Origin of the sequence: Stutzerimonas stutzeri, from assembly GCF_009789555.1 — a bacterium.
Classification (GTDB): Bacteria; Pseudomonadota; Gammaproteobacteria; order Pseudomonadales; family Pseudomonadaceae; genus Stutzerimonas; species Stutzerimonas stutzeri_R.
Genome location: NZ_CP046902.1, coordinates 2,265,806 through 2,279,447 on the forward strand (window position 1 = coordinate 2,265,806; position 13,642 = coordinate 2,279,447).

Sequence of the window (13,642 nt, forward strand, 5' to 3'; positions counted from 1 at the left end):
GCCTAGGCTTATGAAATGGTTGAGTGTGCTGGTTGTGTTGCCCCTGCTAGGGGCGTGTGACGGCGACAAACTGCCAGAGCAGCCCGGCCCACCGGCCAGACCCGAGGTCGAAGCGGCCGGCACTCATCAGCCGCCTGCAGCGTTGCCGGCGCGTGCCCGGGATGAAGACGATGCGCCCCCTGACCTCAAGATCGAGGTCGAACCGGTTACCGCGGGCGATCCCGACGCGCTGCCGTCCGAGCGCGTCGTGCCGGCGCCGGCGCCGCCTGATCCGGTTACCCCGGTGCCGGCGAGAAAGCGTGTTGCGGTCGAGCGCGTCGAACTGCCTGCCCCGGCCCTCGATCTGAGCCTTCCGGACGATTGGGCCGAGGCGCTGGAGCCGGCTCCGGACACCACGTCTATTCGCATGCTGCCACCCCTGTTCGAGTCGGCCGAGGGCTCACGCTCGGTGCAGATGAGCGGCAGTCTGCTGTCGGGTGTGGAGCAGAGCGAAACGCTGATCGACGGCGCTCAGATCAACATCGAACTCAGGCGCTGAGCGGCCCGGTAGAGGTCATGTGGGGCTTCCGCGTCCGGAGCCTGTGCCGTCGGGCCCGGCCAGCAGGCTGCGCAGCGCCTGTGCCGGAAGCGGGTGACTCATATGGAACCCCTGGATTTCGCTACAACCATCGGCGAGCAGTCGCGTCAGTTGCTCCGACGTTTCGACGCCTTCGGCGGTGACTCGCATGTGCAGGCCACGCCCAAGCTCGATGAGCGCCCTGACGATGCAATGATCTTCGGTCGAGTGCGCCATGCCGGCTACGAAACTGCCGTCTATCTTGATCATGTCGAATGGGTAGTTGCGCAGGTTGCTCAGGGATGAATAGCCCGTGCCGAAATCATCCATGGCGAGCCGTACGCCGATGCGCTTGAGTTCGTTGAGCACGTCCAGCGTATGCTGGTTTTCCTGAAGCAGTGCCGTTTCGGTGATTTCCAGTTCTAGACGGCTGGCCGGCAGCCCGCTTCGTTCCAGAACGCTCCGAACCGTGTCGGACAGCTCAGTGCTGCGCAGCTGCAGGGGCGACAGGTTGACCGAGATCATCAAGGGACTTGGCCAGCCAGCGGCCTCGATACAGGCCTGGCGCAGCACCCATTCGCCGAGGGATACGATCAGACCGGTTTCTTCTGCCAGTGGGATAAAATGCTCCGGCAACAGCAGGCCGCGGACCGGATGCCGCCAGCGCAACAGGGCCTCAGCGCCGTTGATGCGCATGGTTTCGCTGAAATACCGTGGCTGGTAATGGACTTCGAACTGTCCGTCCTCGATGGCCCGCCGGAGTTCGTCTTCCTGCCGCCGCCGCTCCAGCAGTCGCTTGTCCATTTCGCTGCCGTAGAAACGCCAGGTATTGCGACCGTCGGCCTTGGCCTGGTACAGCGCGATGTCCGCGCAACGCAAGAGATCGTTGGCCTGCGCCGCATCGGTCGGCGCCATGGCGATGCCGACGCTGGCGCCAATGTGGATCTGCGTGCCCTCGTACAGGAAGGGTTCGCTGATGGCGTCGACGATACGGATGCAGAGCTTTTCGATATCGTCGTTGTGCTGCAGGCGGCTCAATACCATGACGAATTCGTCTCCGCCCAGGCGCGCCACCAGATCATCGCCTCTTATGCATTGCCGCAGGCGGTTGGCGACACCGCTCAATACCTCGTCGCCGGCGCCGTGGCCCAGCGTGTCGTTCACCGGTTTGAAGCGATCCAGGTCGATGTACAGGACGGTGAGCCTGGCACCATCGGTGAGTGATATGAGCTTGGCTTCCAGATAATCACGTAGCCGGTTGCGGTTTGGCAGGCCAGTCAGCGCGTCGTGCTGCGACAGGTATTGCACGCGCGCCTGCGCGCGGGTTTCTTCGGTGATATCGCTTGCGGTGCCCCGATAGCCCAGTGATTGCTCGTCCCGGTAGATTGCCCGAGCGGAGAGGCGGCAGTGCCGCTCGCAGCCGTTGGCGGCCTGGTAGCTGCAGCGCAGCGGCGTTCCCTGAGGCGCGGCCAGCCAGTCCTGCAGCGCTGCGTGATCGCTGATCAGCAGGTCGATCAAGGGACGCCCCATCCAGGCGGCAGGCTGGTGGCCGGTGATTTCCTCGAAGCGGCTGGAAAGGTAGGTGAGCCGAGCCTGCCGGTCGGTTTCCCATATCCAGTCGGAGGCCGCTTCAGCCACGTCTCGAAAGCGCGCTTCACTGGCAGCCAGCGCCGTACGGCTTCTGGACAGGCGTTTGTAGCTGGCATCCATCAGCCGTACGGTTTTCAGCGCCTGGCGCAGCAGCAGCCAGGCGAGCAGGCCGAGCCCAAGGGTAATCGCCGCGAGTACCGGCAGCGTCATCCACAGTAGGTAGCGGCCAGGCTGGGATACCTGCCAGGTAAACGCCTGGGACGAGCCATCGAGCAATTGCAGCGGGAGCTGGGCATCGTCCGGCCTGGCGGTTTCGTCAACGACGCGCAGGCCTTCGATCGCATATTCCCGGCCCAGTTGCTGCAGCCCGTCAGGGTCCAGTACATCGACAAAAAGCAGGGTCGAGGCGGGGCCATCCATAGCCTCGACGTCGCTGCCGCCTGGCGTCATGACCGCTGCGGCGACCATGGCCGGCCGCCCCTCGGCGGTCAGCAGCGCGGCGGCGGTCGTCTCCATCTCGACGGCCTGGCGGGCCTGGTCGAGCAGGATATCGAGGCCGTTGCCGAGCCATTGATGGGCATCGACCTGTGCCAGTTCGCCGCGGATCACCGAGTAGGTCGTTTCGCCCTCGGCATTGATCACCAGGACCGCGTCGTAACCGAAGTCGTCGTAAAGGGAGGGGCCCAGGTTCGCCTGATCGTAGGCCCAGTCCAGATTGACCGCTTTGCTCAGGTTGGCATACGCATCGCCCCAGAACCCGTTGTCAGCCACATGCCGCGACATACTGCGCTGATGCGCTTCAAATACCTTGCCTGCGAGAAATCGCTCCTGAGCCAGCGCGTCGTGATCGATGGTCCGAGCGATCTGTATGACGGCGATGGCGGCAGCGAGCAGGGCCGCAGCCAGAAGGCTGGCGATGCCGGGCAGAATCCGCCTCGAGAATGCAGCGTGAGCCTTGGGGCTTCTGGCTTGAGCCGAAGAGGAGTCTGATGCCATGGGTGCTTCCTTTCTAGGAGGCAGGATGATCACTTGGATGAAGGCAAAAAGCCATCATTGACTGGCGGGTCAGTTATTGGGCGTCGCCGTGTGTTGGCTCGCGCTGCCCGGTTGCCGGAACGAAGGGCAATCGCTACCGGTTGCGCGCGTCTTCTGCGTCCGCTTCGGCGTTGCGCTGGGCAATGCGCTGTTTCTGCTCTTCGGTCAGCGGGATCTTGCGTGCGCCTGCGCGTAGCATCAACAGCCCGCCGATGATCGTACCGAGCACCAGCGCCAGCAATAACCAGATGTACCAAGGCATGTTTATCTCCTGATGGTGGCGGGACTGCTTTCAACCTTACGCTCCCGGGCGGGGCTGCGCCATTGTGTGATCGAACCTTGCCGCGAACGGCGGTTGACGGCCGCCTCGATAAGGAAATTTCTGCGACAATGCGCGCCGAAATTCGCCGAGGAACCGCCATGACGTGCCAGACCCCCATCATCGTTGCGCTCGATTTCCCCTCCCGTGATGCTGCGTTGGCATTGGCCGGTCAGCTCGACCCGGCGCTTTGTCGCGTGAAGGTCGGCAAGGAGTTGTTCACCCGCTGCGGTCCGCAGATCGTCGAAGCGCTGCAGGCTAAGGGATTTGAAGTCTTTCTCGATCTTAAATTCCATGACATCCCCAACACCACGGCGATGGCGGTCAAGGCGGCGGCTGAGATGGGCGTATGGATGGTCAACGTGCACTGCTCGGGGGGGCTGCGGATGATGGCGGCCTGCCGCGAAACCCTGGATAAAGTGGGCGGGCAACCGCCGTTGCTGATCGGGGTCACGGTGCTGACCAGCATGGAGCAGGCCGACCTGGCCGACGTTGGCCTGGATATCGAACCGCAGCAGCAGGTCTTGCGTCTGGCCGGGCTGGCAGCAGAGGCAGGGCTGGATGGCCTGGTCTGTTCGGCACAGGAAGCCCAATCGCTGAAAGCGCGCTTTGGCCAATTGCAACTGGTGACGCCGGGCATTCGTCCGGCTGGCAGCGAGGCGGACGATCAGCGCCGGATTCTCACGCCAGCCGAGGCGATGGCGGCCGGGTCGGATTATCTGGTGATTGGCCGTCCCATCGCGAAAGCGTCTGACCCGGCGGCGGCACTGGCTGCGGTGGTTGCCGAGCTGGCCTAAGCGGTGAGTCGCAGCGGGTCGCGGCACGGTGGGCTCCGCGACCCGAACGCGACTAGCCGACCTTCAGCACCAGCTTGCCGAAGTTGCCCCCGGTGAACAGCTTCATCAGGGTGTCGGGGAAGGTTTCCAGGCCTTCGACGATGTCCTCTTTGCTCTTGAGTTCACCGCTCTGCATCCAGCCGGCCATTTCCTTCATGGCTTGCGGGTAGCGGGGCACGTAATCCATCACCACCATTCCTTCCATTCGCGCGCGGTTGACCAGCAGTGACAGGTAGTTGGCAGGTCCCTTGACCGCCTCCTTGTTGTTGTACTGGCTGATGGCGCCGCAGAGCACGATACGCGCCCCAACGGTGATGCGCGTCAACACGGCATCGAGGATGTCGCCGCCGACGTTATCGAAATAGACGTCCACGCCCTTCGGGCACTCGCGTTTCAGGCCCGCCGCGACGTCCTCGCTCTTGTAGTCGATGGCCGCATCGAAGCCAAGCTCTTCGGTGAGGAAGCGGCATTTGTCGGCTCCGCCCGCGATCCCTACCACTCGGCAGCCCTTTATCCTGGCGATCTGCCCGGCGACGCTGCCTACCGCGCCGGCCGCGCCCGAGAGCACGACGGTTTCACCGGCCTTGGGTTCGCCGACAGCCAGCAGTCCGAAGTAGGCGGTCATGCCGGTCATGCCCAGGGCGGACAGGTAGCGCGGCAGCGGCGCCTGGTTCGGATCGACCTTGTAGAACCCTTTGGGCTCGCCGAGGAAGTAGTCCTGCACGCCCAGCGCGCCGTTGACGTAATCGCCTTCGGCAAATCCGGGATGCCGGGACGCAATCACCTTGCCGACGCCGAGGGCGCGCATCACCTCGCCGATACCCACGGGCGGAATATAGGATTTGGCATCGTTCATCCAGCCACGCATCGCCGGGTCCAGCGACAGGTATTCGTTTTTGACCAGGATCTGGTCCGGGCCGGGTTCGCCCAGCGGTCGTTCGACGAATTCGAAGGTCTCGCGTGTTGGCGCGCCGACGGGGCGCTTGGCCAATAGAAACTGGCGGTTGATCGTGTCCATGAACACCTCGGTGTGTGCAAAACCTTGGTTTAGCCTGCCGGCGCGGTCCCCGCAAGCAAGGCGGGAATGCTGGAATGCAGTGGCATCCGCATGAGTGATATCGCGGTGCGACACTTAATCGGCGCGCGGGATGACGGTATAACCATGACCCGCGTTCGGCTTGCAGTCACGTTCGGACTCGACGCCTTCCTTTCAATCATCAGGGTATCTAGCATGAGCATGTCATTTTCCGGTCAGGTTGCTTTGGTCACTGGCGCGGCGGCCGGTATTGGTCGCGCGACGGCGATGGCATTCGCCGAACAGGGCTTGAAGGTGGTGGTGGCGGATCTGGACGAAGCGGGCGGTGCAAGGTGCGTCGAGGCCATCACTCACGCCGGTGGTCAGGCGGTATTCGTACGCTGCGACGTGACCCGTGACGGTGACGTCCGGGGGATGATCGAGCAAGCCGTGGCGACCTACGGGCGCATCGACTATGCCTTCAACAACGCCGGCATCGAGATCGAACAGGGACGTCTGGCCGAGGGCAGCGAAGCCGAGTTCGATGCGATCATGGGGGTCAACGTCAAAGGCGTCTGGCTGTGCATGAAACATCAGTTGCCGCTGATGCTGGCTCAGGGCGCGGGCGTCATCGTCAACACGGCGTCGGTGGCCGGCTTGGGGGCGGCGCCGAAGATGAGCATCTACTCGGCCTCCAAGCATGCCGTCATCGGTCTGACCAAATCGGCGGCCATCGAATACGCCAAGAAGAACATCAGGGTCAACGCCGTATGTCCTGCCGTCATCGATACCGACATGTTCCGCCGCGCCTACGAGGCTGATCCGCGCAAGGCCGAGTTCGCGGCGGCCATGCATCCGGTCGGGCGGGTCGGCAAGGCGGAGGAAATCGCGGCCGCGGTGCTTTATCTGTGCAGTGACGGCGCCGCGTTCACCACCGGCCACGCGTTGGCGGTCGACGGTGGCGCGACGGCCATCTGAGTACCGCTCAGGCGGTTTTCCGCCCGCTTACGATCACTAGCGTCAACACGCCCGCTACCAGCCCCCACAGCGCGGAGCCGATGCCGAACAGCGTCAGGCCCGACGCGGTGACCATGAAGGTGATCAATGCGGCTTCGCGTTCGCGTGGCAGGTGCATCGCCTGAGTCAGGCCGCTGCCGATCGAGCCCAGCAACGCCAGTGCCGCGATGGACAGCACCAGCGCCGGTGGGAAGGCTGCGAACAGCGCGGCCAGCGTCGCCCCGAATATGCCGGCTACGCCGTAGAACAGCCCGCACCAGACGGCAGCGGTGTACCGCCTGGACGGGTCCGGATGCGCTTCCGGTCCGCTGCAGATGGCCATGGTGATTGCGGCCAGATGAATGCCGTGCGAGCCGAAGGGGGCGAGCAGGACCGAGGCGATCCCCGTGACGGATATCAGTGGCGAGGCGGGTACCTGGTAACCCTCCGCTCGCAGCACGGCCAGCCCCGGCATGTTCTGCGAGGCCATGGCGATGACGAACAACGGGATGCCGATGCTGAAGATTGCGGCGAAGGACAGCGCCGGCGTGGTCCACACCGGGGCCGCAACCTCCAGGCTCAGGTCGCTGAAATCAAGCAGATCCAACCCGCCGGCCAGCACGCAGCCGACGATCAGCGCGCAGAGCACGGCGTAGCGCGGCATCAGGCGCTTGGCCAGCAGATAGCTGAAGAACATACCCAGCACCAGCACGGGTTGTACTTCCACCGCGCGGAAAATCTCACTGCCGATATTGAACAGCACCCCGGCCAGCAGTGCTGCCGCCAGCGATGCGGGCACTTTGCGCATCAGCCGCTCGAAGCTGCCGGTGAGCCCGCACAGCGCGATCAGCGCGGAGGCGAAGATGAACGCGCCGATCGCCTCGCCGTACGGCACGCCGGGCAGACTGCTGATCAGCAGGGCGGCGCCGGGCGTGGACCAGGCGATGACCACTGGCGTCCGATAGCGCAGTGACAAGCCGACGCTGCACACCGCCATGCCGATCGACAATGCCCAGATCCATGATGAGATTTGCGCGCCACTGAGCCCCGCCGCCTGGCCGGCCTGGAACATCAGCACCAGCGAGCTGGTGTAGCCAGTCAGCATCGCGATGAAGCCGGCCACGACGGTCGAGGCCGAGCTGTCCTTGAGGGGCTGGAGCAAGGGGGCGGTAACGGTGGTCGTCATCGGGTCGGATCCGGTTCAGGGTGAAAGGCGCTGAGTCTCGCGGCAGGCAAGGGGTCGTTGCGCCTGCGCTGGGGCTGCTAGCGCAGGCTATGGCAGGCGACGTGCCGCGTCGCGGTACAGCCGTAAGCGCGATCAGCGTAACAGTGCGGGCGTTTCGTGCGTACCGCTTGTCACCCGTTTGCACGGGCGCCTGGCTGCTCGCCCAGACACTGGCATCGATGTTGCTATCCATAGGGTGCTTGCTGCGAAGCGTCAAAAAAACCGCAGCTGTTGGAGGAAGAGATGAGCCAGGGTATTGAATTCAACCGACTGATGCTGGAAATGCGGGCCATGCAGACCGATGCAATGGCACGCTCCAAGCCCGTTGTCGCCACGCCGGAAGTGGGTGCGCCGAGCTTTTCCGACATGCTCGGCCAGGCCGTCAACAAAGTGAACGAAACCCAGCAAGCCTCCAGCCAACTGGCCACCGCTTTCGAAATGGGGCAGGGCGGCATCGACCTGACCGAGGTCATGATCGCGTCGCAGAAAGCCAGCGTTTCCTTCCAGGCCATGACCCAGGTGCGTAACAAGCTGGTCCAGGCCTATCAAGACATCATGCAGATGCCGGTTTAAGGCAGGGTTTGAATAATGGCTGAAGCGCTTAGCAAGGTTCCAGTAGCGGTTGATTCGCAGACGCCGAAGAAGCCTCTGTTGGGGCTGACCTTCCTGGAAAACCTGGCCGAAATGTCGATGTTGCGGCAAATCGGGCTGCTGGTCGGGCTGGCGGCGAGCGTCGCCATCGGCTTCGCCGTGGTGCTCTGGTCGCAACAGCCGGACTACCGTCCGCTGCTCGGCAGCCTCGCCGGAATGGATGCCAATCAGGTGATGGAAACCCTGGCGGCCGCGGATATTTCGTACACCGTCGAGCCTACCTCCGGTGCCTTGCTGGTCAAGGCCGATGACCTTGCGCGCGCGCGGCTGAAGCTTGCCGGTGCGGGTATCGCGCCGGCCGACAGCAACATCGGCTTCGAGATTCTCGACAAGGAGCAAGGCCTTGGCACCAGCCAGTTCATGGAGGCCACCCGTTACCGTCGAGGCCTGGAAGGCGAGCTTGGCCGTACCGTGTCCAGTCTCAACAACGTCAAGGCCGCGCGGGTGCATCTGGCGATTCCGAAAAGCTCGGTGTTCGTTCGCGACGAGCGCAAGCCCAGCGCTTCGGTACTCGTCGAGCTTTATCCGGGACGCAGCCTCGAGCCGAGCCAGGTGATGGCGATCATCAACCTGGTCGCCACCAGCGTGCCGGAGTTGACCAAATCCCAGATCACCGTGGTGGATCAGAAAGGCAACCTGCTGTCCGATCAACAGGAGCTCACCGAGCTGAGCATGGCCGGCAAGCAGTTCGACTACAGCCGCCGGATGGAAAGCCTCTACACGCAGCGCGTGCACAATATTCTGCAGCCGGTGCTGGGCAGCGGCCGCTACAAGGCTGAAGTATCGGCCGATGTGGACTTCAGCGCCGTCGAGTCGACGTCCGAGACCTTCAATCCGGACCAGCCGGCGCTGCGCAGCGAGCAAAGCGTCAGCGAGCAGCGTCAGAGCAGCCTCGGCCCGCAGGGCGTTCCGGGGGCGCTGAGCAACCAGCCGCCAGGCCCGGCCGCGGCGCCGGAAAACGCCCTGGCCGGCCAGGCCGCGGCGGCGGGCGCCATTGCGCCGGGGCAGCCACTGCTCGACGCCAACGGCCAGCAGGTCATGGACCCAGCCACCGGCCAGCCGATGCTCGCGCCGTATCCGGCGGACAAGCGCGAGCAGGCGACCCGCAACTATGAACTTGACCGTTCCATCAGCTACACCAAACAACAGCAGGGACGTTTGCGTCGCCTGTCGGTGGCGGTGGTCCTGGACGATCAGCTCACGGTCGCCGCTGATGGCACCGCGACCCGGGTACCGCGAAGCGCCGAAGAATTGGCGCGTTTCACTCGCCTGGTTCAAGACGCCGTGGGTTTCGATGCCAGCCGTGGCGACAGCGTCAGCGTGATCAACGCGCCGTTCGCGACCGATTCGTTCGACGAAACGTTCGTCGACGTCCCGTTCTACTCGCAGCCGTGGTTCTGGGACATCGTCAAGCAGGTGCTCGGGGTGCTGTTCATCCTGGTGCTGGTGTTCGGTGTGCTGCGGCCGGTGCTGAACAACCTGACCCATGCTGGAAAGAGCAAGGAGCTCCAACCGGTCGGCGACGACGCCGAGCTGGGCGACATGGACGCTGCGCTGGCCACTGACCGGGTCAGCCTGAGTGGGCCGCAGAGCATCATGCTGCCGAGCCCAACCGAGGGATACGATGCGCAACTGAATGCCATCAAGAATCTGGTAGCAGAAGATCCGGGCCGGGTGGCCCAGGTCGTCAAAGATTGGATCAATGCAGATGAATGATGCTCGAGTTCCAGCCAAGCTGAACAAGATCGACAAGGCCGCCATTCTCCTGCTTTCGCTGGGTGAGGCCGATGCCGCGCAGGTGCTGCGCCATCTCGGTCCGAAGGAAGTGCAGAAGGTCGGCACGGCCATGGCGCAGATGCGCAACATCCACCGTGAGCAGGTCGAGAAGGTCATGAGCGAGTTCGTCGAAACCGTCGGCGACCAGACCGGCCTCGGCGTGGGTTCCGATGGCTATATCCGAAAGATGCTCACCCAGGCGCTGGGCGAGGACAAGGCGGGCGGACTGATCGACCGCATCCTGCTGGGCGGCAATACCAGTGGGCTGGATAGCCTCAAGTGGATGGAACCGCGAGCCGTGGCGGATGTGATTCGCTACGAGCATCCGCAGATCCAGGCGATCGTCGTGGCCTACCTGGACCCCGACCAGGCCGGTGAGGTGCTGTCGCATTTCGATCACAAGGTGAGGCTCGACATCGTGCTTCGGGTGTCCTCGCTCAACACGGTCCAACCGGCCGCGCTGAAGGAACTCAACCTGATTCTGGAGAAGCAGTTCTCCGGCAATGCCAACACCACCCGGGCGACCCTGGGCGGCGTCAAGCGGGCGGCGGACATCATGAACTTCCTCGACAGCTCGGTCGAAGGCCAGTTGATGGATGCCATCAGGGACGTCGACGAAGACCTGTCAGCGCAGATCGAGGACCTGATGTTCGTATTCGACAACCTGGCGGATGTCGACGACCGGGGCATTCAGGTGCTGCTGCGCGAAGTATCCTCCGATGTGCTGGTCATGGCGCTCAAGGGCGCCGACGAAGCGATCAAGGAGAAAATCTTCAAGAACATGTCCAAGCGTGCGGGTGAACTGCTGCGCGACGACCTGGAAGCCAAGGGGCCGGTGCGCATCAGCGAAGTCGAGAGCGCCCAGAAGGAAATCCTCACCATTGCACGCCGCATGGCCGAAGCCGGAGAAATCGTTCTCGGCGGCAAGGGCGGCGAAGAAATGATCTAAGCGAGCCGTAATGTCCAAGGAAAACCCCAGCGATGTGATCCGCGCGAAGGATGTCAGCGTCTTCGATCGCTGGGCCTTGCCGAGCTTCGATCCGGCGGGGACCGAGTTCGAAGCACTGCCGGTCGAACAGCCGTCGGTTGACGACGGCGAGCTGGCGCGCAGCGAGGACGTGCCCGTCGAAGACGTCAAACCCCTGACGCTCGACGAACTCGAGGCGATTCGCCAGGAGGCTTACAACGAAGGCTTCAGCACGGGCGAAAAGGACGGCTTCCACGCCGGCCAGCTCAAGGCCCGGCAAGAAGCCGACGCCGCGCTGGCGCCCAGGCTCGAGAACCTCGAACGGCTGATGAAAAACCTGTTCGAGCCCATCGCCGATCAGGACCGCAACCTCGAACACGCCATGGTCACACTGGTCAGCCAGTTGGCGCGCGAGGTGATCCAGCGCGACCTGTTGATGGACTCCAGCCAGATCCGTCAGGTGCTGCGAGAAGCGCTGAAGCTGCTGCCGATGGGCGCCAGCAATGTGCGAATTCACGTCAATCCGCAGGATTTCGAGCTGGTCAAGGCGCTGCGCGAGCGCCACGAAGAAACCTGGCGGATCGTCGAAGACAGCGACCTGCTGCCGGGCGGCTGTCGCATCGAAACCGAGCAGAGCCGCATCGATGCCAGCGTCGAGACGCGCCTGGGCCAGGCCATCAAGCAGTTGTTCGAACAGCAACGCGAAAACGCGACCAGCCCACCGGACGCTGACCTGCACCTGGACCTGGCTAGCCCCGATGCGCCTTGAACGCACCAGTTTCGCCACGCGCTTCGCAACCTATGGCGAGGCGATCAGGCTGCCCAGCCAGCCGATCCTCGAAGGCCGGTTGTTACGCATGGTAGGCCTGACGCTGGAAGCTGAAGGGCTGCGTGCCGCCGTCGGCAGTCGATGCCTTGTCATCAACGAAGACAGCTACCATCCGACCCAGGTCGAGGCGGAGGTGATGGGCTTTTCCGGCGGCAAACTGTACCTGATGCCGGTTGGCAGCCTGGCCGGTATCGCGCCGGGTGCCCGGGTCGTGCCGCTGGCCAACACCGGCCGCCTGCCCATGGGCACCTCGATGCTTGGGCGAGTGCTCGATGGCGCCGGCCGCGCGCTGGATGGCAAGGGTGGCATGAAGGCCGAGGACTGGGTGCCGATGGACGGGCCGGTGATCAACCCGCTGAAACGTCATCCGATCAGCGAGCCACTGGACGTCGGCATTCGTAGCATCAACGGCCTGCTGACCGTCGGCCGCGGCCAGCGTCTCGGCCTGTTCGCCGGCACCGGTGTCGGCAAGTCGGTGCTGCTCGGCATGATGACGCGCTTCACCGAGGCCGACATCATCGTCGTCGGGCTGATCGGCGAGCGCGGACGCGAGGTCAAGGAGTTCATCGAAAACATCCTCACCGAAGAAAGCATCAAGCGCTCGGTGGTCGTGGCGTCGCCCGCCGATGATGCGCCGCTGATGCGTCTGCGCGCGGCGATGTACTGCACACGCATCGCCGAATACTTCCGCGACAAAGGCAAGAATGTGCTGCTGCTGATGGATTCGCTGACCCGCTTCGCCCAGGCCCAGCGTGAAATTGCGCTGGCCATCGGCGAACCGCCGGCAACCAAGGGCTATCCGCCCTCGGTCTTCGCCAAGCTGCCAAGCCTGGTGGAGCGCGCCGGTAATGCGGAAGAGGGCGGCGGCTCGATCACGGCGTTCTATACCGTGTTGTCCGAGGGCGACGACCAGCAGGACCCGATCGCCGATGCCGCGCGTGGCGTGCTCGACGGCCACATCGTGCTGTCGCGTCGTCTGGCGGAGGAAGGCCATTACCCGGCCATCGACATCGAGGCCTCCATCAGCCGCGTCATGCCGCAGGTCGTCAGCGTCGAGCATGTGCGCCACTCGCAGCGATTCAAGCAACTCTGGTCGCGTTATCAGCAAAGCCGGGACCTGATCAGCGTTGGGGCTTACGCGCCCGGCGGTGATCCGGAAACCGACCTGGCCATCGCCCGGCAGGCGGAGATGACCCGCTACCTGCGCCAGGGCCTTGACGAAGCCGAGGACCTGGCGCACAGCGAGGCACTGCTGGCCGGGGTGTTCAATCCCAGGGCAGCGAGCTAACCCTTGTCAGCGAGCCGTGCCGCGCGCCTGGCGCCCGTGATCGACATGGCCGAGCGTGCCGAGCGTGACGCTGCGCGGCTGTTCGGTCAGGGGCAGACCCAACTGGCGCAGACCGAAGCCAAGCTCGGCGAGTTGCGCCAATACTTCAGCGACTACCAGCAGCAATGGCTGAGCCAGGGCAGCCAGGGCGTGTCCGGTCAATGGCTGATGAACTACCAGCGGTTCCTGTCGCAACTCGAATCGGCCATCGGCCAGCAGCAGCGCAGCGTCGACTGGCACCGCAACAACCTCGACAAGCTGCGCGAACAATGGCAGCAGCGCCGCGCGCGGCTCGATGGCCTGCGCAAACTGGTCGAGCGCTATCTGCAGGAGGCAAGAACCGCAGCCGACAAGCGCGAGCAAAAACTGCTCGATGAGTTTTCGCAACGGCTGGCGGGTCGGCCCAAACAGGAATGACGCTTGCTGTGCCGGACTTTGGGTGCTAAATCTTCATCAACTCATTGCTACAGCACGGCTGGTCACTCGAGGCACAGGCGCAGCTGGATGCGCCGCCCAGGCA

At 64.0% G+C, this 13,642-nt stretch carries 13 protein-coding genes; 9 read left to right on the forward strand and 4 right to left on the reverse strand.

Annotated features, from left to right (window positions below; translation table 11 throughout):
- Nucleotides 1–10 precede the first annotated feature (10 nt).
- Complete coding sequence (locus tag GQA94_RS10530; protein ID WP_158187972.1) at nt 11–538, forward strand: hypothetical protein; 528 nt, start codon at nt 11–13, stop codon at nt 536–538.
- A gap of 15 nt (nt 539–553) precedes the next feature.
- On the opposite strand, the gene GQA94_RS10535 is transcribed toward GQA94_RS10530, so the two are convergent.
- Together GQA94_RS10535 and GQA94_RS10540 are read right to left on the reverse strand one after the other, a co-directional pair.
- Nucleotides 554–3,142, reverse strand: a complete 2,589-nt coding sequence (locus GQA94_RS10535) for a bifunctional diguanylate cyclase/phosphodiesterase (RefSeq protein ID WP_158187973.1) — start codon at nt 3,140–3,142, stop codon at nt 554–556.
- 133 nt (nt 3,143–3,275) lie between these two features.
- Nucleotides 3,276–3,443, reverse strand: coding sequence for a DUF2897 family protein (locus tag GQA94_RS10540; RefSeq protein ID WP_158187974.1), 168 nt, complete (start codon nt 3,441–3,443; stop codon nt 3,276–3,278).
- Between the two features lie 158 nt (nt 3,444–3,601).
- Here GQA94_RS10540 and pyrF point away from each other — a divergent pair, with 158 nt between their 5' ends.
- On the forward strand, nt 3,602–4,297 hold the full coding sequence (gene pyrF, locus GQA94_RS10545) for an orotidine-5'-phosphate decarboxylase (RefSeq protein ID WP_158187975.1): 696 nt from the start codon (nt 3,602–3,604) through the stop codon (nt 4,295–4,297).
- A 52-nt stretch (nt 4,298–4,349) separates the two neighbouring features.
- Here the strand turns inward: pyrF and GQA94_RS10550 are convergent, their stop codons facing one another.
- Nucleotides 4,350–5,354: an NADP-dependent oxidoreductase gene (locus tag GQA94_RS10550; protein ID WP_158187976.1), complete on the reverse strand. Its 1,005-nt coding sequence runs from the start codon at nt 5,352–5,354 to the stop codon at nt 4,350–4,352.
- Nucleotides 5,355–5,567: 213 nt separating this feature from the next.
- On the opposite strand from GQA94_RS10550, the gene GQA94_RS10555 reads away from it, so the two are divergent.
- Nucleotides 5,568–6,329: an SDR family oxidoreductase gene (locus GQA94_RS10555; RefSeq protein ID WP_158187977.1), complete on the forward strand. Its 762-nt coding sequence runs from the start codon at nt 5,568–5,570 to the stop codon at nt 6,327–6,329.
- Nucleotides 6,330–6,336: 7 nt separating this feature from the next.
- On the opposite strand, the gene GQA94_RS10560 is transcribed toward GQA94_RS10555, so the two are convergent.
- Nucleotides 6,337–7,533, reverse strand: coding sequence for a benzoate/H(+) symporter BenE family transporter (locus GQA94_RS10560; protein WP_158187978.1), 1,197 nt, complete (start codon nt 7,531–7,533; stop codon nt 6,337–6,339).
- A gap of 282 nt (nt 7,534–7,815) precedes the next feature.
- On the opposite strand from GQA94_RS10560, the gene fliE reads away from it, so the two are divergent.
- From fliE to fliJ, 6 genes are read left to right on the forward strand one after another with little or no spacing between them, the layout of a single operon-like run.
- Nucleotides 7,816–8,145: a flagellar hook-basal body complex protein FliE gene (fliE, locus tag GQA94_RS10565; protein WP_158187979.1), complete on the forward strand. Its 330-nt coding sequence runs from the start codon at nt 7,816–7,818 to the stop codon at nt 8,143–8,145.
- 15 nt (nt 8,146–8,160) lie between these two features.
- A complete protein-coding gene (gene fliF, locus GQA94_RS10570; protein WP_158187980.1) occupies nt 8,161–9,939 on the forward strand; it encodes a flagellar basal-body MS-ring/collar protein FliF in 1,779 nt (592 codons plus the stop codon).
- Entirely contained in the window at nt 9,932–10,948 is a 1,017-nt protein-coding gene (fliG, locus tag GQA94_RS10575) for a flagellar motor switch protein FliG (RefSeq protein WP_158187981.1), read from the forward strand. The genes fliF and fliG overlap by 8 nt, the downstream gene beginning before the upstream one ends.
- Before the next feature lie 10 nt (nt 10,949–10,958).
- Nucleotides 10,959–11,735, forward strand: a complete 777-nt coding sequence (gene fliH / locus GQA94_RS10580; RefSeq protein ID WP_158187982.1) for a flagellar assembly protein FliH — start codon at nt 10,959–10,961, stop codon at nt 11,733–11,735.
- Complete coding sequence (fliI, locus tag GQA94_RS10585) at nt 11,725–13,083, forward strand: flagellar protein export ATPase FliI (protein WP_158187983.1); 1,359 nt, start codon at nt 11,725–11,727, stop codon at nt 13,081–13,083. The genes fliH and fliI overlap by 11 nt, the downstream gene beginning before the upstream one ends.
- Before the next feature lie 3 nt (nt 13,084–13,086).
- On the forward strand, nt 13,087–13,539 hold the full coding sequence (gene fliJ, locus GQA94_RS10590; protein ID WP_158187984.1) for a flagellar export protein FliJ: 453 nt from the start codon (nt 13,087–13,089) through the stop codon (nt 13,537–13,539).
- Nucleotides 13,540–13,642: the final 103 nt, after the last annotated feature.